The organism is Pantoea sp. Cr_R13 (genome assembly GCF_029222565.1).
Classification (GTDB): domain Bacteria; phylum Pseudomonadota; class Gammaproteobacteria; order Enterobacterales; family Enterobacteriaceae; genus Pantoea; species Pantoea eucalypti.
Genome location: NZ_JARHXL010000015.1, coordinates 1 through 20,941 on the forward strand (window position 1 = coordinate 1; position 20,941 = coordinate 20,941).

A 20,941-nucleotide genomic window follows, 5' to 3' on the forward strand; every position below is an offset into this window, starting at 1 on the left:
TTGCGTCCTGAGACGCTGATATCAATCCTGCGAGTGCCCACACAGATTGTCTGATAAATTGTTAAAGAGCAGTGCGAACAGTGCGTTAGCGTCCTGTCGCGAGGTGGCGTATATTACGCTTTCCTCCTGCAGAGTCAACCTCTATTTCAGAAGTTTTTCTCCGGCGGCGCAGTTTCCTGTGCCTCTCAACCCGCTTCCCGTTGCCGGTGTTCCGTGTCGATGGAGGCGCATTATAGGGATCCCGTTTCAGAGCACAACCCTTTTTTTGGATCTTTTATCTGAACGGTTATAAATGATCCAGATTGATGAGATCACCAGCGATCCGGGTCAGAATTGGCTTGTCAGCTGTGTAAAATCGCATCAGGCTGCAGTGAAAACAGAACAAAGGAGAACATGATGACTTCCGCCCTACGCCCCTATAAAGATCTTTTCCCGCAAACTGGCCAGCGCGTTATGGTCGATTCAAGCAGTGTTGTCGTCGGTGATGTGATTATGGAGGATGACGTCAGCATCTGGCCGCTGGTTGCGATCAGGGGTGACGTGAATCAGGTCCGGATCGGTGCCCGAACCAATGTGCAGGACGGCAGTGTTCTGCACGTTACGCATAAATCTGCCGCCAATCCGCAAGGCTTCCCTCTTATTATTGGCGAGGAGGTCACGGTCGGCCATAAAGCGATGCTGCACGGCTGTACCATTGGCGATCGCGTGCTGGTCGGAATGGGATCGATTTTGCTTGATGGCGTAATAGTAGAAGACGAGGTGATGATTGGTGCCGGCAGTCTGGTGCCGCCAGGTAAAAGACTGGAGAGTGGCTATCTCTATCTGGGGAGTCCGGTGAAGCAGATCAGGCCGCTTAATGACAGTGAAAAGGAAGGGTTACGCTATTCCGCTAACAACTATGTGGGCTGGAAAGATGATTACCTGGCCGACGCTAACCAGACCCAGCCCTGAGCATCAACGTTATCCTGACGGATAGCCTCTTCCGCCTCATCCTCCAGATCCCAGCGATGGTGCTGAAACAGCGCCATCGCCTCCCCTTCACCAAAACGTGATATCAACGACTCACAGCTGATTGCACAGTTCAGCCGCATGCCGTTAACCAGTACCGGGAAACAGACCGCCTTGAGTTCAGCATCATAGGCTTCATCATCAGGGAACTGTATCGCCTGATTCATGGCTGCATGGCCTGCTTAAGCTGAGCAATGACCGGAGCAATGTCTGGCATTACTCCGTGCCATATATAGAAGGCATGAGCAGCCTGCCCCACCAGCATACCCAAACCATCTGCCAGATGATTCGTGCCATGCCCCTGACACCAGCGCAGGAAAGGCGTCAGCCCGCTTTGGTAAAACATGTCATAGCACTGCACGCCGGAATGGATCACGTCAGAAGGTAAAGGAGGCGTTTCTCCATTCACACCGCTTGAAGTGGCATTAACGATCAGATCGAAGTGCTGACCCGTCAGCTGTTCAAAACGACATGCCCGGATAGGCCCATTCTCTCCAAACAGCGTCGCCAGCTCTTCAGCGCGTGCAGTTGTACGATTGACGACGGTCAGTGTCACGCCAGCTGAAAGCAATGGCAGAATGACGCCGCGAGCGGCCCCGCCCGCGCCCACCAGCAATACATTGTCGCCAGCGTTGATCATCTTCAGCCGCTCAAGGTCACTTAACAGGCCAATGCCATCCGTGTTGTCCCCCTGGATCTGACCATCACTGAGTTTTTTCACCGTGTTTACCGCGCCGGACAGGGCTGCACGTTCACTCAGCTGATCGGCAAATTCCCAAGCCTGCTGTTTAAAAGGCAACGTCACATTGGCACCGCGACCTCCCTGTTCAAAAAAGGCAGAGAGCGCCTGGGGAAAACCATCAATCGGGGCGCAGATGCGACCATAGCGATGTTCAATACCCGTCTGCTCAGCGAAGGCCTGATGGATCAGCGGAGATTTACTGTGGCTGATGGGATTACCGAAAACGGCAAATTGATCCATGAATTAACCCTGACGTATAAGTTCGCCGCTAATCACATCGCGGATTTCAGAGGGATTAAGGCGGCCACCGGTTTTTCCCGACAGAACCGGGAAGTGCTCACCAAACTGTTGCTTCACTTCTTCCGCCGTGCGGCAGGGAGGCAAACCCGACAGATTTGCGCTGGTTGAAACCAGCGGTTTACCAAATGCGCGGCAAAGCGCCTGCACATCGGGATGGTCACTGACGCGAATGGCCAGCGAATCAAACTGCCCGGTCAGCCAGCGAGGGGTTTGTGGTGGAACGGGGACGACAAAGGTCACAGGACCGGGCCAGCATGCAAACATCCGCTCACGCTGCATCACCGAAAGTTCGCGTGCGGAGATATAAGGTTCAAGCTGGGTGTAATCAGCGGCAATCAGGATAAGTCCCTTTTCTACCGGACGCTGTTTCAGCGCCAGCAAGGCCATGACGGCAGATTCACTGTCAGGGTCACAGCCCAGACCAAATACAGCTTCAGTTGGATAGGCGATGACCGCCTGACGATTCAGATGCGCTAAGCAATTTTCAAATGAATCGGCGAGGTGTTGATTTTCCATGATCTATGAATTCTCTTCAGCGATGGCTTTGCCACAACTCTTACTGGCACAGAATCGTTTAATGCCCTGCGCCGTCTTTTTTTCAACTAACAGTGGATACTCACAATAAGGACAGATTCCGGCAACGGGTGTCAGATTCACTACAAACTGGCAGGCGGGATAGCGATCGCAGGAGTGAAACGTTTTGCCGTAACGGGAACGCCGCTGAACTAACCGGCCTTCATGGCACTGAGGACAGGCCAGCGAGGTTTCATCCGGTTTATCGATGGTTTCGGTGTATCCGCATTCCGGATAGCAGCTGCAGCCGATGAACATGCCAAAACGTCCCTGCCGCAGCACTTTATCCGCACCACATTCTGGACAGGCGTGACCTTCCAGCACTTTGACCACGTGGCCATCGGCCTGACCTTTTAACGGTCGAATGTAGTCGCAAGCCGGGTAGTTCGCGCAGCCCAGAAAAGGACCATGTTTACCGGAGCGAATAACCAGTTCTGCCCCGCAAGCGGGGCAGGGATCCTGTTTACGCACGGTGAAGAGTGCAGCTTTACTCATAGCGATCAATGCATGAAAGGAAATTTAATGCAGCATACCTTCATTGACGTCGAATAGCAGTTCTTCCATCTGCTGATAGGCATTTTCACATCCCGGGATGTTGAACAACACCATCAGCACCACCCATTTGAGATCCTCCAGGTCAAACTCAGAGGTATCCAGCGCCATGATACGTTCGATGACCATTTCACGGGTTTCCAGGTTCAGCACCTGAATCTGCTCCAGGAACAGCAGAAAACCACGGCTATCAGCATCTAAACGCTTGCTCTCTTCGTCGGTATAGATACGCATGGAGAGCGGATCACTTGTCAGTAAAACTGGCTCAACCAGCCCTTCCTGATAATCAGCCAGTCTTTCCAGCCAGTTCAGCGCACTGTAAACATCTTCACGATGGAACCCGGCATCCGTCAGGTCGTCTGTCAATCTGTCCTGATCAACACCCATTTCTGCTTCGTTGTGGATATATGTCTCAAACAAATACATCAGTACGTCGAACATGGCATGCCCTCCTCAATCGGACATAGCCGCCGGGTACAGCTGCGATCCATCCTGCTAACTCCAGTTCCAGCAACTGAGCTGAGATAACTGGCACAGATTGGCCGGCACGTTCAGCGACAACGTCAACAGGTGTAACATCATCACCTACGTTAGCCAACACATCAGCAAATGGCAATGGAGCATCGTCACTCACCTCAGAATAAATTTCGTCGGCCTGTGTCGCTGGCAGCCAGTTCAGCGCACCAGCCAGATCTTCCACAATGTTATTGGGGTGGGCCACCAGCAGCGCACCCTGCTGAATCAGCCAGTTAACGCCTTCGCTTAATGGATTGCCGATCGCGCCAGGTAAGGCATAGACATTGCGATTCTGCTCCAGCGCATAGCGTGCCGTCACCAGCGAACCACTCTTCAGCGAGGCTTCTACCACCAGCACCCCATGACTCAGACCGCTGATGATACGATTACGGCGTGGAAAATTCGCCGGATGCGGCAGGGTCGCAAGCGGAAATTCAGAAATCACAGCCCCACCCTGCTCAACAATCTCTGCGGCAAGGTCGGCATGATTTTTGGGATAGAGATTTTGTAACCCACTGCCCAGCACAGCCACCGTTTTGCCCTTCACGTTGAGTGCTGCCTTATGTGCAACACCATCAATACCCCGGGCCAGTCCGCTGGTAATGGTCAGACCGCTGAGGCTTAAGTGCTGAGTAAACCAGTCGCACCAGTAACGGCCATTATGTGAACAGTTTCGACTCCCCACCACCGCTAATTGAGGAGTACTTATTACAGCAGGATCGCCCTGAATATAGAGCAGCGGCGGAAAGCGGCTCGTTTCTTTGAGACGGGCTGGATAGGCTGCGTCCAGCGCAGTAATCAGATGATGAGCCGGACTCTGTGCCAGCCAGTCATACAATTCTGCAAGTTTTTTTGCGCTGAAATCATAATATTGCTGGCGCTGACTGGTATCTAACCCTAACCGGATAAGCTGCTCCCTATCTGCTGCCTGGGCACCTGTCTGCTGCGCGACGTCAACCCAGCGTTTCCCTGTCATTCCAGTGACGGCTGCCAGCCGCACATACTGCGCTATTTTGTCCATCTCCGACTCCCTGATCGCCCTTGCTTCCTGCTGCACAATGCTGTCAATCAGTCATCGAAAAGTCTACAATATGAGGTAGTAATCTTTTCTTAACCGAATACAGATCTGGATATTTATGTCAGTTTTGCAGGTATTACATTTCCCTGACGAGCGTCTTCGCAAAGTCGCTGCGCCCGTTAAAGAAGTTAACGCAGACATTCAGCGTATCGTTGATGATATGTTCGAGACGATGTATGCCGAAGAAGGTATCGGTCTTGCCGCTACGCAGGTCGATATTCATCAGCGCATTATCGTGATTGATGTCTCTGAAAGTCGTGAAGAGCGTTTAGTTCTGATTAACCCTGAGCTGCTGGAAAAAAGCGGCGAAACCGGTATTGAAGAGGGTTGCCTCTCAATTCCGGAACAGCGCGCATTTGTTCCACGTGCCGAGCGGGTTAAAGTCCGTGCACTTGATCGTGACGGTAACAGTTTCGAGCTGGAAGCCAGCGAGTTACTGGCCATCTGTATCCAGCATGAGATCGATCATCTGGAAGGCAAACTGTTTATCGATTATTTGTCGCCTCTGAAGCGGCAACGAATCAAAACTAAGTTAGAGAAACTGGCGCGTCAGAACGCCCAGGCTTCCTGAGAACTTAAGAAGGGATACACGTGTCTGCCCCGCTAAAAATCATTTTTGCCGGCACACCTGACTTTGCAGCGCGTCATCTTGACGCGCTGCTTGCTTCTGAACATCAGGTTATCGGTGTATTCACCCAACCCGACCGCCCCGCGGGTCGCGGTAACAAATTAACCCCAGGCCCGGTCAAAACGCTGGCGATGGCACACGACATTCCTGTCTATCAGCCTAAGTCACTGCGACCGGAAGAGAATCAGCAGCTGGTTGCTGACCTCAAAGCTGATGTGATGGTTGTTGTGGCCTACGGATTAATTCTTCCAAAAGCTGTACTTGATATGCCACGCCTGGGCTGCATCAACGTTCATGGTTCGCTGCTGCCACGCTGGCGTGGAGCCGCACCGATTCAACGTGCGCTCTGGGCTGGCGACAGCGAAACCGGCGTGACCATCATGCAGATGGACGTGGGGCTGGACACCGGCGATATGCTGCACAAGCTTGCCTGTCCTATTACTCCTCAGGATACCAGTGCAACGCTATACGATAAGCTGGCTGAACTTGGACCACAGGGACTGCTGGATACGCTGACCTTACTGAGCACTCAGCAGGTTACACCTGAAAAACAGGATGAAGCGCTGGCCAACTATGCTGAGAAGCTCAGTAAAGAGGAAGCCCGTCTTGACTGGACACTCTCAGCAGAACAGCTTGAACGTTGTATCCGCGCGTTTAACCCGTGGCCGATGAGCTTTTTCACCATTGATGATCAACCGGTGAAAGTCTGGCAGGCAAGCGTTCTGCCCCACAGCGATCGTTCGCCGGGTGAAATTATTCATGCGGATAAACGTGGCATCCAGGTGGCGACCGCTCAGGGTGTACTAAATCTACTGCAGTTGCAGCCCGCCGGTAAAAAACCGATGTCGGCTCAGGATCTTCTCAACTCGCGCCGGGAATGGTTTGAACCTGGAACCCTTCTGGACTGACTCTCAGGCCCGGTCACTCACCGGGCCTTTTGTTTGATGACAAAACCCTATGACTAAATCAATCAACCTGCGTAGCCTCTCCGCTCAACTTATTGAGCGCGTTGTCGACAAGGGCGAATCCCTGAACACGGCACTGCCTGCCGCTCAGAAAAAACTCTCTGACAAAGATAGCGCGTTAGTGCAGGAGATCTGTTTTGGCGTGTTGCGCACATTACCGCAGCTTGAAGCGCTAATCGGTAAACTGATGGCGCGTCCCCTTACCGGTAAACAGCGGGTTCTGCACTATCTGATCATGGTCGGGCTTTACCAGCTGGAATATACACGCGTGCCTGCTCACGCCGCACTGGCAGAAACTGTCGCAGGGGCCGAAGTCCTGAAGCGCACCAGCCTGAAAGGCTTATTAAATGGTGTATTACGCCAGTTTCAGCGCCAGCGCGAAGAGCTGCTCGCCAGCATTCAGGATGGCCCGCAGCGGTATCTGCATCCGGGATGGCTGCTAAAGCGATTGCAGCATGCCTGGCCAGAACAGTGGCAGCAGATCGTCGAAGCCAATAACCAGCGTCCGCCGATGTGGTTGCGGGTTAACCAACAGCACCACGAACGTGATGCATGGCTGGCCCTGCTGACTGAAAGTGGCAGGAATGCACAGCCTGCTGACGATGTGCCGGATGCACTGCGGCTCGATGCCCCTGCTCCGGTCAGTCAGTTACCGGGCTTCGGACAGGGCTGGGTGACCGTGCAGGATTTGTCCGCTCAGCGCTGTGCTTTGTTGCTTGAACCCCAGAACGGCGAACAGATTCTGGATCTATGCGCTGCACCCGGCGGTAAAACGACCCATATTCTCGAAATCGCGCCGGAAGCAGAAGTCATGGCCGTCGACGTTGATGCGCAGCGCCTTAAACGCGTTGAGGAAAATCTGCAGCGACTGGGCATGAAAGCAGATGTTAAACAGGGTGATGGACGGACGCCGCAGCAGTGGTGCGGTGATCGGCAATTTGACCGAATTCTGCTGGATGCACCCTGCTCTGCTACCGGAGTGATCCGACGTCATCCAGACATCAAGTGGCTGCGTCGCGATCGTGATATTGCCGAGTTGGCAAAGCTTCAGTCTGAAATTCTTGATGCTGTCTGGCCGCACCTGAAACCAGGCGGCACGCTGATTTATGCTACCTGTTCCATCCTGCCTGAAGAGAATCATCAGCAGATAGATGCTTTCCTGCAGCGCCAGCACGATGCACAAGCCGTTCCCCTCAGGGATGCACCCGCGAATGGCTTACAGGTATTCCCGCAAGCCGAAGGCGGAGATGGTTTCTTCTACGCTAAGCTGATAAAGAAATCGGGTACAAACTGAGATGAGTATTGATAAGCGATGAAAATAATCATTCTGGGCGCAGGTCAGGTTGGCGGTACCCTGGCAGAAAATCTGGTCGGTGAAAACAACGATATCACGGTGGTGGATACCGACTCTTCACGCCTGCGTCATCTGCAGGATAAATTCGATCTGCGCGTCGTGCAGGGGCATGGTTCTCACCCGCGCATTTTGCGGGAGGCAGGCGCGGAAGATGCCGACATGCTGGTTGCCGTTACCAACTCCGACGAAACCAACATGATTGCCTGCCAGATTGCTTATTCGCTTTTCAACACGCCGAACCGTATCGCCCGGATTCGCGCGGCCGACTATCTGCGTGATGCAGACAAGTTATTTATTCCAGAAGCAGTGCCCATCGATCACCTGATCTCACCTGAGCAGTTGGTGATCGAAAATATCTACCGTTTAATCCAGTATCCTGGTGCATTGCAGGTGGTCAACTTTGCTGAGGGCAAAGTCAGCCTTGCGGTGGTGAAAGCTTATTATGGTGGGCCACTGGTGGGCAATCCGCTCTCCATCATGCGTGAGCATATGCCACACATTGATACCCGCGTAGCCGCTATCTTTCGTCAGGACCGGCCCATTCGTCCGCAGGGCTCAACCATTGTAGAAGCGGGTGATGAAGTCTTTTTCATCGCGGCCAGCCAGAACATTCGTGCCGTAATGAGCGAGATGCAGAGGCTGGAGAAACCTTACAAGCGGATTATGCTGGTGGGTGGCGGTAACATTGGTTTCGGTCTGGCACAGCGTCTTGAGAAACATTACAGCGTTAAGCTGATTGAACGTAATGCTCAGCGCGCAGCAGAACTTGCAGAACATCTGCATGACACTGTGGTTTTTTATGGCGATGCGTCCGATCAGGAGTTGCTGGCGGAAGAGCATGTTGAGCAGGTTGATCTGTTTATCGCTGTCACCAATGATGATGAAGCCAACATCATGTCAGCCATGCTGGCAAAAAAGATGGGGGCGAAGAAAGTTATGGTGCTGATTCAGCGTCGTGCGTATGTCGATCTGGTGCAGGGCAGCGTCATCGATATTGCTATTTCACCTCAGCAGGCCACAATCTCTGCTCTGCTGGGCCATGTGCGCAAAGCAGATATCGTGGGTGTTTCGTCACTGCGACGCGGTATTGCAGAGGCAATCGAAGCAATAGCGCATGGTGACGAGTCGACTTCACGCGTCGTCGGCCGTTCGATTGATGATATTAAACTGCCGCCAGGGACCATTATCGGCGCAGTGGTTCGCGGGGACGATGTGATGATTGCCAATGACAATCTGCGTATTGAACAAGGGGATCATGTCATCATGTTCCTCACCGACAAGAAATTTGTCTCAGACGTTGAACGTCTCTTTCAGCCGAGTCCATTTTTCCTGTAAATGCTGCTTTTACAGGCATAAAAAGTAAGAGGCGCGTGAAAGTGCCGCTTAAATCGCTGAGTTGATGGCAAAAATAGTAAGGTTTGTTAAACTTTATGGCATTGGCTTAGGCAAGGAGATAAGTATGAGTTTAATCAAAGAGTTTCGCGATTTCGCGATGCGCGGTAATGTGATGGATCTCGCCGTCGGTGTTATCATCGGTGCGGCCTTCGGGAAAATCGTTTCATCGCTGGTCGCCAACATCATTATGCCACCATTGGGCTTACTGATCGGTGGTGTCGACTTTAAATCATTCCAGTGGGTACTTAAGCCGGCATCAGGTGATGCGCCCGCCGTTGTTATGCAGTACGGTATTTTCCTTCAGACCATCTTCGATTTCGTCATCATTGCTTTTGCAATCTTTATGGCAATTAAGTTGATGAATCGTCTGTACAAAAAGAAGGAAGTTGAAAAGCCTGTTGCAAAACCAACGAACGAAGAATTACTGCTGACTGAAATCCGCGATCTGCTTAAACAGCAAAATACGCGGGTATAGTTGATAAACCGCCGCACAGGCGGTTTTTTTGACCGTAAAAGCAGAAAGGCAGTGATAAGACGCTTTCTTATCACTGCCCTCCCATCCAGTCCCCTTGCCATGTTTCTCTTTCCGTTTGAAACTGCCTTTACCCTTTTGCTTCTGCTCAATGCGTTGCCGAAATAGCGGGTCGTGTAAGAGGGCCTGAATCGCGTTGTCGCGAATTTGCCCTTTGGTGTGCTGATATTTACTCATGACGCCTCCTGTTTATAAGGCCTGATACTTTATTCTTTTGCAGCAAAATAACAATATCCTTATTTGCTTAAAGCCTCTCCCCGCTCCAGTGCCTCAAGAATTGAGCACGAAACGCTACTGTGACTGTCACCGCAACAGGCATCTGACAGGTGTCGCAGTGAACGCTGCATTGTTTCTAATTCTGCGATCATCTGAGCGACTTCGCTCAGCCTTTTTTCGACAATCGCTTTAGATTCCTGACAGGTGTGATGTGCAGGATCGACACGGATCGAAAGCAGCTCTCTGATAGCTTCCAGGCTAAAACCCAGTTTGCGACCGTAGCGAATAAATTTCAGACGCTGAAGATCGCCCTCACTGTAGAGTCGAAATCCCCCTTCCGTCCGACCATCATGATCCATCATCTGTTGTTTTTCATAGAAGCGAATCGTGTCTGGCGTGACTTCTGCAAGCTTAGCTAGCTGGCCAATGCGAAACATTTACTTCTCCTCACGGAAATGATTGTGGATGGCTGCGGCATAACGGCCATGAAGAAAATCGGTACTCATTCCAGCCTGGCGTAATCTCAGTGTCAGCACCTGAAGTCGATTACGCTGATCCTGATACCGGGGATCGGCGGGATCGAGCTGACAAATAAGATCGTTAACTTCCATGGCTTCGCGTCTTAACTCAAGTTCAGGCGGCAGAAATCCCGAATTCTTGAGCAACCGGTAACCCGCTCTTAATCCGGGCGGAACATGGCTGTCATCATCCAGCTGCAGTGGCTTACCTGAGCCAGGAAGATTACTCAGCTCGCCTTTTTCTAACGCTGCTTTGATATGCTGTTCAGCAAGTTCATCAACCAGCCACATAGTTAGCTCCTTTGAACATGAAAGACTACGTTCTAAGGTAGTAAATTGCAGGCAATAAAAAACCCGCCGAAGCGGGTTTTTTACGTTGCTACAGATTACTCTGCAGCTGCTTCTGCTTGAGCTTCTGGACGATCAACGAGCTCGATGTAAGCCATCGGAGCGTTGTCACCAGCACGGAAGCCACACTTCAGAATACGAGTGTAACCACCGGCACGGCTCGCGAAACGCGGGCCTAACTCATTAAACAGTTTTGCCACGATCTCGTTATCACGAGTACGGGCGAATGCCAGACGACGATTAGCTACGCTGTCGGTCTTGGCAAGAGTAATCAGCGGCTCAACTACGCGACGCAGTTCTTTGGCTTTCGGCAGAGTCGTTTTGATGATCTCATGACGAACCAGAGAACCGGCCATGTTGCGGAACATAGCCTGACGATGGCTGCTGTTGCGGTTCAGTTGACGACCACTCTTACGATGGCGCATGACCTTATCCTTCTCAGTGAAACCTTAACCTGTGATCTGATTATTCATCAGCAATGCTTGCTGGCGGCCAATTCTCAAGGCGCATGCCCAGAGAAAGACCACGCGAAGCCAGCACATCTTTAATCTCGGTAAGAGATTTTTTACCAAGGTTAGGCGTTTTAAGCAGCTCAACCTCGGTACGCTGTACCAGATCACCGATGTAGTGGATAGCTTCTGCCTTAAGGCAGTTAGCAGAGCGGACAGTCAATTCCAGATCGTCAACAGGGCGCAGCAGGATCGGATCGAATTCTGGTTTCTCTTCTTTAACTTCCGGCTGACGTACATCACGTAAGTCAACGAAAGCTTCAAGTTGTTCTGCCAGAATGGTTGCCGCACGACGAATCGCCTCTTCAGGATCGATTGTGCCGTTGGTTTCCATTTCGATGACCAGCTTGTCCAGGTCGGTGCGCTGCTCTACACGCGCTGCTTCAACATTGTAGGCGATACGGTCTACAGGGCTGTAGCAAGCGTCAACTAACAGGCGGCCGATTGGGCGCTCATCTTCTTCCGAATGAATTCGGGCAGAAGCCGGCACATAGCCACGTCCACGCTGAACTTTGATACGCATGCTGATAGCAGCGTTCTCATCGGTCAGATGGCAAATGACATGCTGAGGCTTGACGATTTCGACATCACCATCATGGGTAATGTCGGCTGCAGTCACAGGGCCAATGCCAGATTTATTCAGGGTCAGAATAACTTCATCTTTACCCTGAACTCTTACCGCCAGCCCTTTCAGGTTGAGCAGGATTTCCAGGATATCTTCCTGTACGCCCTCTTTGGTGCTGTACTCATGAAGTACACCATCAATTTCAACCTCGGTCACCGCGCAACCCGGCATGGATGAAAGCAGAATACGGCGCAGTGCGTTACCAAGAGTATGGCCAAAGCCACGCTCTAAAGGCTCAAGGGTCACCTTGGCGTGCGTCGAACTCACTTGCTCGATATCTACCAGGCGCGGTTTTAGAAACTCTGTCACAGAACCCTGCATTGTGTCCTCTCTTTGGTACTAAGCCTTACTTGGAGTAAAGCTCGACGATCAGGTGTTCGTTAATGTCCGCAGACAGATCAGTACGTTCAGGAATACGCTTGAACACACCTTCCATCTTAGTCGCATCAACTTCCAGCCAGGTTGGCTTTTCACGCTGCTCAGCCAGCTCCAGAGCGGCCTTCACGCGAGATTGCTTTTTGGCTTTCTCACGGATGCTAACGACATCATTCGGAGATACCTGATAAGAAGCGATGTTAACAACGCGGCCATTTACCAGAACAGACTTATGGCTCACCAGCTGACGTGCTTCTGCACGAGTGGCACCAAAGCCCATACGATAAACTACGTTGTCCAGACGACCTTCCAGCAGAGCCAACAGGTTTTCACCGGTGTTGCCTTTCAGACGAGCTGCTTCTTTATAATAGTTACGGAACTGACGCTCCAGCACGCCGTAGATACGACGAACTTTCTGCTTTTCACGTAACTGACCGCCGTAATCAGACAGACGCGGTTTACGCGCACCATGCTGACCAGGGGCTTGTTCAATCTTACACTTGGAATCAATCGCGCGAACGCCAGACTTAAGGAATAAGTCAGTGCCCTCACGACGGCTCAGCTTGAGCTTAGGACCCAAATATCTTGCCATTTTCTTTCTCCAACTATCCTAAAAAAACGGGCGTTATACGCGACGTTTTTTCGGCGGACGACAACCGTTATGAGGGATCGGAGTCACATCAGTAATATTAGTGATGCGGAAACCAGCGGCGTTCAAAGCACGAATCGTAGATTCGCGTCCTGGACCCGGACCCTTTACCATAACTTCCAGGTTCTTAATTCCGTAATCTTTTACCGCTTCTGCACAGCGCTCTGCAGCGACCTGAGCAGCAAACGGAGTGGATTTACGTGAACCGCGGAAACCGGAACCACCGGCGGTTGCCCAACCCAGTGCGTTACCCTGACGATCAGTAATGGTAACGATGGTGTTGTTAAAAGAAGCATGGACATGAGCCACGCCATCTGAGACTTGTTTTCTTACACGCTTGCGTGCACGAACTGGTGCCTTTGCCATTATTTACTCACCCCGATTATTTCTTGATCGGTTTACGCGGACCCTTACGGGTACGTGCGTTGGTCTTAGTACGCTGACCGCGAACCGGAAGACCACGACGATGGCGCAAACCACGGTAGCAACCAAGGTCCATAAGACGCTTGATGCTCAGGGTGATTTCACGGCGCAGATCACCTTCTACAACGAATTTCGCAACTGCATCACGCAGCTGATCAATTTGTTCTTCAGACAGCTCACTGATCTTAACATTTTCAGCAATACCCGTTGAAGCGCAGATGGCTTTTGAACGGGTTTTACCGATACCGAAGATCGAAGTTAATGCGATAACGGTATGTTTTTGATCAGGAATGTTAATGCCTGCTATACGGGCCACTATGCACTCCTATAATTAAACAAGCACGTCCCATGCTGAAAAGCCCGTTTTCAGGATACTCAAATGGAAACGCACTGACATACAAAAGATTGGCTGGCTAATCTAGCCAGCTCAACCCGACTTTGCAAGAAAAATATGTGACAAAATCAGCCTTGGCGCTGTTTATGCTTAGGCTCGGCGCTACAAATCACACGGACGACACCGTCGCGACGAATGATTTTGCAGTTACGACATAATTTCTTGACGGAAGCACGAACTTTCATTTTTACTCTCCGTAACTTCTCAACCAACTGAATTAACGGCCGTAGCCTTTCAGGTTAGCTTTCTTCAGTGCCGACTCGTACTGACTTGACATCATCAGAGTTTGCACTTGAGCCATAAAGTCCATGATGACGACAACTACGATAAGCAGTGACGTACCGCCAAAGTAGAAGGGAACCTTCATCGCATCACGCATGAACTCCGGGATAAGGCAGATAAACGTAATGTACAGGGCGCCGATTAAGGTCAGTCGCGTCATTACTTTATCAATATACTTCGCCGTTTGCTCTCCCGGACGAATTCCCGGTACGAATGCACCAGACTTCTTCAGGTTATCTGCTGTTTCACGTGGGTTGAAAACCAACGCCGTATAGAAGAAACAGAAGAAGATGATTGCAGTCGCATAGAGTAGCACATAAAGCGGCTGTCCTGGCTGCAAATACAGCGAAATTGTTGTCAGCCAGTTCCAACCGGTACCGCCCCCAAACCACGATGCAATCGTTGCCGGGAACAGAATAATGCTGGAAGCGAAGATAGCTGGAATAACACCCGCCATGTTCACTTTCAACGGTAAATGTGTGCTCTGTGCAGCGTAAACGCGACGACCCTGCTGACGTTTTGCGTAGTTCACCACAATGCGGCGTTGACCACGTTCAACGAAGATAACAAAGAAGGTCACTGCGAATACGAGTACTGCAACCAACAGCAACAGAAGGAAGTGCAGGTCGCCTTGCCGCGCTTGCTCGATGGTATGGCCAATGGCCGGCGGGAGACCCGCAACAATACCTGCGAAGATAATGATCGAAATACCGTTACCGATACCACGTTCAGTAATCTGTTCGCCCAGCCACATCAGGAACATCGTTCCCGAGACCAGACTCACAACAGCGGTAAAGTAGAAAGCAAAGCCTGGATTCATTACCAGGCCTTGCATCCCTGGCATATTCGGCAGACCGGTAGCAATACCGATCGACTGGAATATGGCCAATACCAACGTACCGTATCGGGTGTACTGGCTAATCTTACGACGGCCAGCCTCCCCTTCTTTCTTAATTTCCGCTAACGCTGGGTGAACCACCGTTAATAACTGGATAATAATCGATGCCGAAATATACGGCATGATGCCCAGTGCGAAAATAGAAGCACGGCTGAGAGCACCACCAGAGAACATGTTAAACATTTCAATGATGGTGCCACGCTGTTGCTCAAGCAGTTTGGCAAGTACAGTGGCATCAATACCAGGGATTGGAATAAAAGAGCCAATACGGAAGACAATGAGTGCACCGATTACAAACAGCAGTCTGCGTTTCAGCTCACCAAAGCCACCTTTGGCACTTTGAAAATCTAATCCCGGTTGTTTAGCCATCTGCTACTTATTCCTCGATTTTACCGCCAGCAGCTTCGATTGCAGCACGTGCACCTTTGGTGACACGCAGACCGCGAACCGTTACCGGTGTAGAAACTTCACCAGACAGAATTACTTTAACGAATTCAATCTGAACACCGACAATGTTGGCTGCTTTCAGCGCGTTCAGGTCGACGATACCGCCTTCAACTTTCGCCAGATCAGACAGACGAATCTCTGTGGTGATCATTGCTTTGCGAGAGGTGAAACCGAACTTCGGCAGACGACGGTACAGAGGCATCTGACCACCTTCGAAACCGCGACGTACGCCACCGCCAGAACGTGAGTTCTGACCTTTGTGACCACGACCACCGGTTTTTCCGAGGCCAGAACCGATACCACGACCCAGACGCTTGGTAGCGTGCTTAGACCCTTCGGCCGGAGACAGAGTATTTAAACGCATCTCTTACTCCTCCACTTTAACCATATAGGAAACCGCGTTGACCATACCGCGTACTGCTGGCGTGTCTTCACGCTCAACGGTGTGGCCAATACGACGCAGACCCAGGCCAACCAGAGTGGCTTTATGCTTAGGCAAGCGGCCGATTGAACTACGGGTTTGAGTGATTTTAATAGTCTTAGCCATCGTGATTACCCCAGAATTTCTTCAACGGATTTACCACGCTTAGCAGCGACCATTTCCGGAGATTTCATATTGCCCAGGCCATCGATAGTTGCACGAACCACGTTAATCGGGTTTGTAGAACCATACGCTTTTGCCAGTACGTTATGAACTCCAGCGACTTCCAGAACGGCGCGCATTGCACCACCGGCAATAATACCGGTACCTTCTGAAGCCGGCTGCATGAACACGCGGGAACCCGTGTGTGCACCTTTAACTGGGTGCTGCAGGGTGCCGTTGGTCAGCGCGACGTTAACCATGTTGCGACGGGCTTTCTCCATCGCTTTCTGGATCGCTGCTGGAACTTCACGCGCTTTACCGTAACCAAAACCTACGCGACCATTACCATCACCTACCACAGTCAGTGCTGTGAAGGAGAAGATACGACCACCTTTAACAGTTTTAGAAACACGGTTTACCGCGATCAGTTTTTCCTGCAGTTCGCCAGCTTGTTTCTCGATGTGTGCCATCTTAGACCTCTACCTTAGAACTGAAGGCCAGCTTCACGGGCAGCATCTGCCAGTGCCTGGACGCGACCATGATATTGGAAACCGGAACGGTCGAAAGAAACACCAGTGATGCCTTTTTCGATTGCGCGTTCTGCGATAGCTTTACCTACTGCAGCTGCGGCTTCTTTATTACCGGTATACTTCAGTTGTTCAGTGATAGCTTTTTCTACAGTAGAAGCAGCGACCAGAACTTCGGAACCGTTCGGGGCGATTACCTGTGCGTAAATATGACGCGGGGTACGATGTACCACCAGGCGAGTAGCACCCAGCTCTTTGAGCTTGCGACGTGCACGGGTCGCACGACGGATACGAGCAGATTTCTTATCCATAGTGTTACCTTACTTCTTCTTAGCCTCTTTGGTACGCACGACTTCGTCGGCGTAACGGACACCCTTGCCTTTATAAGGCTCAGGACGACGGTAGGCGCGCAGGTCCGCTGCAACCTGACCAATCAGCTGTTTATCAGCGCCTTTCAGCACGATCTCAGTCTGAGTTGGACATTCTGCAGTGATACCCGCGGGCAGCTGGTGATCGACTGGATGAGAAAAGCCCAGAGACAGGTTGACCACGTCGCCTTTAACGGCTGCACGATAACCTACACCAACCAGCTGCAGCTTCTTAGTGAAGCCTTCGGTAACACCGATAACCATTGCGTTCAGCAGCGCGCGAGAAGTACCCGCCTGCGCCCAGCCGTCAACGAAACCTTCGCGCGGAGCGAAAGTCAGAGCGTTGTCAGCATGCTTAACTTCAACAGCATCATTGATAGTACGAGTCAGCTCGCCGTTTTTACCTTTAATCGAAATTACCTGACCGTTGAGTTTTACCTCTACGCCGGCAGGAACAACGACAGGTGCTTTAGCAACACGAGACATATGTATCCTCCGATTACGCTACGTAGCAGATAATTTCGCCACCAAGACCTGCCTGGCGCGCTGCACGATCAGTCATGACACCTTTAGATGTAGAAACTACAGCGATGCCCATACCGGCCATTACCTTTGGCAGCTCATCTTTTTTCTTATAGATGCGCAGACCAGGACGGCTTACTCGCTGAATGCTTTCTACAACAGCTTTGCCCTGGAAATACTTGAGAGTAAGTTCCAGTTCCAGCTTGATGTCGCCTTCGATTTTGAAATCTTCAATATATCCTTCTTCCTTCAGAACGTTGGCAATTGCCAATTTCAGCTTGGAGGAAGGCATGGTGACCGCAACTTTGTTTGCGGCCTGACCGTTACGGATACGGGTCAGCATATCCGCGATCGGATCTTGCATGCTCATCTGTGTTACTCCCGTGATTCAATTGGTGACAATTACCAGCTAGCCTTTTTCAGGCCCGGGATTTCACCGCGCATGGCGGCTTCGCGGACCTTGATACGGCTCAACCCAAACTTCCGCAGGAAACCGTGCGGACGACCTGTTTGACGGCAGCGGTTACGCTGACGCGAAGGGCTGGAATCACGCGGCAGACTCTGCAGCTTCAGAACAGCATCCCAACGATCTTCGTCGGAAGCGTTCACATCAGAGATGATCGCTTTCAGTTCAGCGCGTTTAGCGAAGAATTTGTCTGCTAATTTTGCACGCTTAACTTCGCGTGCTTTCATAGATTGCTTAGCCATTAAGTAACCCTACCTTACTTACGGAACGGGAAGTCAAAGGCAGCCAGCAGAGCACGGCCTTCATCATCAGATTTCGCAGTAGTGGTAATGGTGATATCCAAACCACGAACGCGATCGACTTTGTCGTAGTCGATTTCTGGGAAGATGATCTGCTCACGTACACCCATGCTGTAGTTGCCACGACCATCGAATGACTTAGCGGACAAGCCACGGAAGTCACGGATACGTGGAACAGCAATGGTGACCAGACGCTCAAAGAACTCCCACATGCGCTCGCCACGCAGAGTTACTTTACAGCCGATCGGATAGCCCTGACGGATTTTGAAGCCTGCAACTGATTTGCGTGCTTTGGTGACCAGCGGTTTTTGACCGGAGATTGCTGCCAGGTCAGCTGCTGCGTTATCCAGCAGTTTCTTGTCAGCGATCGCTTCACCAACACCCATGTTCAGGGTGATCTTCTCGACCCGAGGGACTTGCATGACAGAATTGTAGCCAAACTCTGTCATGAGTTTCTGGACTACTTCGTCTTTGTAGTAATCATGCAGTTTCGCCATCGTACTACTCCAAATTACTTGATAGTTTCGCTGTTAGACTTGAAGAAACGGACTTTTTTGCCGTCTTCGAATCTAAAGCCTACACGGTCAGCCTTACCAGTTGCCGCGTTGAACAGTGCAACGTTAGAAACCTGAATAGCAGCTTCTTTTTCAACGATGCCGCCTGGTTGGTTCAGGGCCGGGACCGGCTTCTGATGTTTCTTAACCAGGTTGATACCTTCAACGATGACCTTACCAGAAGACAGGACATTCTTAACTTTACCGCGCTTACCTTTATCTTTACCGGTTAACACGATAACTTCGTCGTTACGACGGATTTTAGCTGCCATTGTTCGCTCCTTAGAGTACTTCTGGTGCCAGAGAGATAATTTTCATGAACTTTTCAGTACGAAGTTCACGAGTTACCGGCCCAAAAATACGCGTACCGATAGGCTGCTCACTGTTATTGTTCAGAATAACGCATGCATTACCATCGAAGCGAATGACAGAACCGTCCGGGCGACGAACACCCTTCCTGGTGCGCACCACTACCGCCTTCAGGACATCACCTTTTTTGACTTTACCACGAGGAATTGCTTCCTTGATGGTAACTTTGATGATGTCACCGACGCCTGCGTAGCGACGGTGCGAGCCACCCAGAACCTTGATACACATTACGCGACGTGCACCGGAGTTGTCGGCGACGTTCAGCATAGTCTGTTCTTGGATCATTTTAGTGCTCCGCTAATGTCAACTACTACTTCGGGACCTAAACCTCAGGTCGTTAGAAAGCCCCATAATTGAGGGCGCGGCATTGTAACACCGGTTCTCACAGATGGGTAGAAAAAATAAACGGCTCTCAATCGAGCCGCTGATTTTCCCTGATGACAGGGAGGGCGTATTCTAGGGAATAGTGCGAACAGTAGCAAATGTAATCTGTCTTATTTTTCGTCGCCTTCCAAATTAAGTGCCCTTCTGACTCAATCAACCAGCTTTCTGGCTAGTTGGTTATGCTGACGCAGTACGGCTGGCAGGTCAATTCCGGCCAGTTCTCCGTTACGCACCCTGACTTTACCGTTAATGATGCTATAAGCGACCTGGCCGGGATTACAGAATACCAGCGCAGCAACGGGATCGTGCCCTGCCCCGGCAAGACCAATGCGATTGAGGTCAAAAATAGCCAAATCAGCCATCATGCCTGGCGCAATAGCGCCCACGTCATTGCGATTCAGCACTTTTGCTCCCCCCAGCGTCGCCAGTTCGAGTGCCTGACGCGCTGTCATCGCATCCGGGCCGAACCCCACGCGTTGCAGCAGCATGGCCTGACGTACTTCTGCCATCATATCTGCGCTGTCATTGGAGGCAGAACCATCCACCCCCAAACCGACATGTACTCCGGCATCGCACATGTGCCTTATCGGCGCAATGCCCGAGCCGAGACGCATGTTTGAGCACGGACAGTGCGCGATACCTGTCCCTGTACGCGCAAATAACTCAATACCGGGCTGATCCAGTTTGACGCAGTGTGCATGCCAGACATCCGGGCCTACCCAGCCGAGGTCTTCAACATATTGCGCGGGTGTCATGTTGAACTTTTCGCGGCTATATTGGATATCACTGTCATTCTCCGCCAGATGCGTATGCAGAGAGACGTTGAAGCTGCGTGCCAGTGCAGCGGATTGCTTCATCAGCTCACGGCTGACCGAGAACGGTGAACATGGCGCAACCACAATGCGTAGCATCGAGCCATAGCTGTCATCGTGATAGCACTCAATCACCCGCTGCGTATCCTTCAGAATGGCTGCTTCACTCTCAACCAGCGAATCAGGCGGCAGGCCACCCTGGGATTGACCGACACTCATGCTGCCCCGGCTCGCATGGAAACGCATACCCATTAAGGATGCAGCTTCAATGCTGTCGTCAAGCTTACAGCCATTAGGGTAAACATAGAGGTGGTCACTGGTGGTGGTGCAGCCGGAGAGGATCAACTCGGCCATTGAGACCTGCGTTGACACCTGAATCATCCCGGGCGTTAAATTCTGCCACAGTGGATAGAGGTGAGTCAGCCAGTTGAACAGTTCACCATTTTGCACCGCAGGAATAGCGCGGGTCAGGCTCTGGTACATATGGTGATGTGTATTGATCAGGCCTGGAATAACAATGTGTCCCTGGAGATCAATCACCTCGTCGGCGTTATCAGATAATGAGTCTGCCTCTCCAACCGCAGCAATTTGATTTCCTTTTATCAAAATACTGGCGTGTCGTATTTCCTGACGGCCAGCATCCATGCAGACCACATAGTCGGCATTCTTCAGTAACAGCGTTCGTGTCATAAACTTGCCTGTGGGTTGTCAGTGGTTATGTGCTATCCGA

The 20,941-nt window shown here is 51.3% G+C and carries 33 protein-coding genes; 6 read left to right on the top strand and 27 right to left on the bottom strand.

Going from position 1 to position 20,941, the window contains the following annotated elements; translation table 11 throughout:
* Positions 1–396: 396 nt before the first annotated feature.
* Positions 397–951, top strand: coding sequence for a gamma carbonic anhydrase family protein (locus P2R09_RS14780; protein WP_003852332.1), 555 nt, complete (start codon positions 397–399; stop codon positions 949–951).
* On the opposite strand, the gene P2R09_RS14785 is transcribed toward P2R09_RS14780, so the two are convergent.
* From P2R09_RS14785 to dprA, 6 genes are read right to left on the bottom strand one after another with little or no spacing between them, the layout of a single operon-like run.
* Entirely contained in the window at positions 918–1,175 is a 258-nt protein-coding gene (locus P2R09_RS14785) for a DUF1488 domain-containing protein (protein WP_003852334.1), read from the bottom strand. The genes P2R09_RS14780 and P2R09_RS14785 overlap by 34 nt on opposite strands.
* Complete coding sequence (gene aroE, locus P2R09_RS14790) at positions 1,172–1,990, bottom strand: shikimate dehydrogenase (RefSeq protein ID WP_275770867.1); 819 nt, start codon at positions 1,988–1,990, stop codon at positions 1,172–1,174. The genes P2R09_RS14785 and aroE overlap by 4 nt, the downstream gene beginning before the upstream one ends.
* A 3-nt stretch (positions 1,991–1,993) precedes the next feature.
* Positions 1,994–2,566: an L-threonylcarbamoyladenylate synthase type 1 TsaC gene (gene tsaC, locus P2R09_RS14795; protein ID WP_003852339.1), complete on the bottom strand. Its 573-nt coding sequence runs from the start codon at positions 2,564–2,566 to the stop codon at positions 1,994–1,996.
* Positions 2,567–2,569: 3 nt separating this feature from the next.
* A complete protein-coding gene (locus P2R09_RS14800) occupies positions 2,570–3,118 on the bottom strand; it encodes a type I DNA topoisomerase (RefSeq protein WP_003852341.1) in 549 nt (182 codons plus the stop codon).
* Positions 3,119–3,142: 24 nt separating this feature from the next.
* Positions 3,143–3,616 (bottom strand): DUF494 family protein Smg, encoded by a 474-nt coding sequence (smg, locus tag P2R09_RS14805; protein ID WP_003852344.1) that lies wholly within the window; start codon positions 3,614–3,616, stop codon positions 3,143–3,145.
* Positions 3,588–4,712, bottom strand: a complete 1,125-nt coding sequence (gene dprA / locus P2R09_RS14810) for a DNA-protecting protein DprA (RefSeq protein WP_275770872.1) — start codon at positions 4,710–4,712, stop codon at positions 3,588–3,590. Before dprA ends, smg begins: the two co-directional genes overlap by 29 nt.
* A gap of 115 nt (positions 4,713–4,827) precedes the next feature.
* Here dprA and def point away from each other — a divergent pair, with 115 nt between their 5' ends.
* The 5 genes from def (at position 4,828) to mscL (ending at position 9,586) form a co-directional block, all read left to right on the top strand.
* Positions 4,828–5,340, top strand: a complete 513-nt coding sequence (gene def, locus P2R09_RS14815; RefSeq protein WP_003852348.1) for a peptide deformylase — start codon at positions 4,828–4,830, stop codon at positions 5,338–5,340.
* 20 nt (positions 5,341–5,360) lie between these two features.
* On the top strand, positions 5,361–6,305 hold the full coding sequence (fmt, locus tag P2R09_RS14820) for a methionyl-tRNA formyltransferase (RefSeq protein ID WP_275770874.1): 945 nt from the start codon (positions 5,361–5,363) through the stop codon (positions 6,303–6,305).
* 49 nt (positions 6,306–6,354) lie between these two features.
* Positions 6,355–7,656 (top strand): 16S rRNA (cytosine(967)-C(5))-methyltransferase RsmB, encoded by a 1,302-nt coding sequence (gene rsmB, locus P2R09_RS14825; RefSeq protein ID WP_140034165.1) that lies wholly within the window; start codon positions 6,355–6,357, stop codon positions 7,654–7,656.
* Positions 7,657–7,674: 18 nt separating this feature from the next.
* A complete protein-coding gene (trkA, locus tag P2R09_RS14830; protein WP_008927128.1) occupies positions 7,675–9,051 on the top strand; it encodes a Trk system potassium transporter TrkA in 1,377 nt (458 codons plus the stop codon).
* 124 nt (positions 9,052–9,175) lie between these two features.
* Entirely contained in the window at positions 9,176–9,586 is a 411-nt protein-coding gene (gene mscL / locus P2R09_RS14835) for a large-conductance mechanosensitive channel protein MscL (RefSeq protein ID WP_275770878.1), read from the top strand.
* Here mscL and P2R09_RS14840 read toward each other — a convergent pair.
* The 21 genes from P2R09_RS14840 to P2R09_RS14940 all read right to left on the bottom strand — a co-directional run bounded on the left by P2R09_RS14840 (position 9,533) and on the right by P2R09_RS14940 (position 20,901).
* Positions 9,533–9,820 carry an alternative ribosome-rescue factor A gene (locus tag P2R09_RS14840; protein ID WP_275770880.1) on the bottom strand — a complete coding sequence of 96 codons (288 nt, stop codon included), beginning with the start codon at positions 9,818–9,820 and terminating at the stop codon, positions 9,533–9,535. The genes mscL and P2R09_RS14840 overlap by 54 nt on opposite strands.
* A 59-nt stretch (positions 9,821–9,879) precedes the next feature.
* Entirely contained in the window at positions 9,880–10,296 is a 417-nt protein-coding gene (zntR, locus tag P2R09_RS14845) for a Zn(2+)-responsive transcriptional regulator (protein ID WP_275770882.1), read from the bottom strand.
* Entirely contained in the window at positions 10,297–10,668 is a 372-nt protein-coding gene (locus P2R09_RS14850) for a DUF1992 domain-containing protein (protein ID WP_275770884.1), read from the bottom strand.
* Between the two features lie 95 nt (positions 10,669–10,763).
* Positions 10,764–11,150: a 50S ribosomal protein L17 gene (rplQ, locus tag P2R09_RS14855; protein WP_003850180.1), complete on the bottom strand. Its 387-nt coding sequence runs from the start codon at positions 11,148–11,150 to the stop codon at positions 10,764–10,766.
* A 40-nt stretch (positions 11,151–11,190) separates the two neighbouring features.
* A complete protein-coding gene (rpoA, locus tag P2R09_RS14860; protein ID WP_003850179.1) occupies positions 11,191–12,180 on the bottom strand; it encodes a DNA-directed RNA polymerase subunit alpha in 990 nt (329 codons plus the stop codon).
* A gap of 25 nt (positions 12,181–12,205) precedes the next feature.
* Positions 12,206–12,826, bottom strand: coding sequence for a 30S ribosomal protein S4 (gene rpsD / locus P2R09_RS14865; RefSeq protein WP_008927131.1), 621 nt, complete (start codon positions 12,824–12,826; stop codon positions 12,206–12,208).
* A 33-nt stretch (positions 12,827–12,859) separates the two neighbouring features.
* Complete coding sequence (gene rpsK / locus P2R09_RS14870) at positions 12,860–13,249, bottom strand: 30S ribosomal protein S11 (RefSeq protein WP_004160563.1); 390 nt, start codon at positions 13,247–13,249, stop codon at positions 12,860–12,862.
* 16 nt (positions 13,250–13,265) lie between these two features.
* On the bottom strand, positions 13,266–13,622 hold the full coding sequence (rpsM, locus tag P2R09_RS14875; protein WP_003850176.1) for a 30S ribosomal protein S13: 357 nt from the start codon (positions 13,620–13,622) through the stop codon (positions 13,266–13,268).
* 146 nt (positions 13,623–13,768) lie between these two features.
* On the bottom strand, positions 13,769–13,885 hold the full coding sequence (gene rpmJ, locus P2R09_RS14880; protein WP_004160566.1) for a 50S ribosomal protein L36: 117 nt from the start codon (positions 13,883–13,885) through the stop codon (positions 13,769–13,771).
* Positions 13,886–13,917: 32 nt separating this feature from the next.
* Positions 13,918–15,249 (bottom strand): preprotein translocase subunit SecY, encoded by a 1,332-nt coding sequence (secY, locus tag P2R09_RS14885; protein WP_003850175.1) that lies wholly within the window; start codon positions 15,247–15,249, stop codon positions 13,918–13,920.
* Positions 15,250–15,256: 7 nt separating this feature from the next.
* Positions 15,257–15,691, bottom strand: a complete 435-nt coding sequence (rplO, locus tag P2R09_RS14890) for a 50S ribosomal protein L15 (RefSeq protein WP_003850168.1) — start codon at positions 15,689–15,691, stop codon at positions 15,257–15,259.
* Positions 15,692–15,694: 3 nt separating this feature from the next.
* Positions 15,695–15,874 carry a 50S ribosomal protein L30 gene (rpmD, locus tag P2R09_RS14895; RefSeq protein ID WP_003850166.1) on the bottom strand — a complete coding sequence of 60 codons (180 nt, stop codon included), beginning with the start codon at positions 15,872–15,874 and terminating at the stop codon, positions 15,695–15,697.
* A 5-nt stretch (positions 15,875–15,879) separates the two neighbouring features.
* Positions 15,880–16,380: a 30S ribosomal protein S5 gene (gene rpsE / locus P2R09_RS14900; RefSeq protein ID WP_003850164.1), complete on the bottom strand. Its 501-nt coding sequence runs from the start codon at positions 16,378–16,380 to the stop codon at positions 15,880–15,882.
* Between the two features lie 14 nt (positions 16,381–16,394).
* The gene (gene rplR, locus P2R09_RS14905; protein WP_003850163.1) at positions 16,395–16,748 is read right to left on the bottom strand and encodes a 50S ribosomal protein L18; all 354 of its coding nucleotides are present in this window, start codon (positions 16,746–16,748) and stop codon (positions 16,395–16,397) included.
* A 9-nt stretch (positions 16,749–16,757) separates the two neighbouring features.
* Positions 16,758–17,291 carry a 50S ribosomal protein L6 gene (gene rplF, locus P2R09_RS14910; RefSeq protein WP_003850161.1) on the bottom strand — a complete coding sequence of 178 codons (534 nt, stop codon included), beginning with the start codon at positions 17,289–17,291 and terminating at the stop codon, positions 16,758–16,760.
* Between the two features lie 13 nt (positions 17,292–17,304).
* On the bottom strand, positions 17,305–17,697 hold the full coding sequence (gene rpsH / locus P2R09_RS14915) for a 30S ribosomal protein S8 (protein ID WP_003850158.1): 393 nt from the start codon (positions 17,695–17,697) through the stop codon (positions 17,305–17,307).
* A 32-nt stretch (positions 17,698–17,729) separates the two neighbouring features.
* Positions 17,730–18,035: a 30S ribosomal protein S14 gene (rpsN, locus tag P2R09_RS14920; RefSeq protein WP_008927132.1), complete on the bottom strand. Its 306-nt coding sequence runs from the start codon at positions 18,033–18,035 to the stop codon at positions 17,730–17,732.
* A gap of 14 nt (positions 18,036–18,049) precedes the next feature.
* Positions 18,050–18,589: a 50S ribosomal protein L5 gene (gene rplE, locus P2R09_RS14925; RefSeq protein ID WP_003850155.1), complete on the bottom strand. Its 540-nt coding sequence runs from the start codon at positions 18,587–18,589 to the stop codon at positions 18,050–18,052.
* 14 nt (positions 18,590–18,603) lie between these two features.
* Positions 18,604–18,918 (bottom strand): 50S ribosomal protein L24, encoded by a 315-nt coding sequence (gene rplX, locus P2R09_RS14930; RefSeq protein ID WP_003850150.1) that lies wholly within the window; start codon positions 18,916–18,918, stop codon positions 18,604–18,606.
* Between the two features lie 10 nt (positions 18,919–18,928).
* Positions 18,929–19,300, bottom strand: coding sequence for a 50S ribosomal protein L14 (gene rplN / locus P2R09_RS14935; protein ID WP_006120590.1), 372 nt, complete (start codon positions 19,298–19,300; stop codon positions 18,929–18,931).
* A gap of 248 nt (positions 19,301–19,548) precedes the next feature.
* On the bottom strand, positions 19,549–20,901 hold the full coding sequence (locus P2R09_RS14940; protein WP_275770896.1) for an 8-oxoguanine deaminase: 1,353 nt from the start codon (positions 20,899–20,901) through the stop codon (positions 19,549–19,551).
* Positions 20,902–20,941 lie beyond the last annotated feature (40 nt).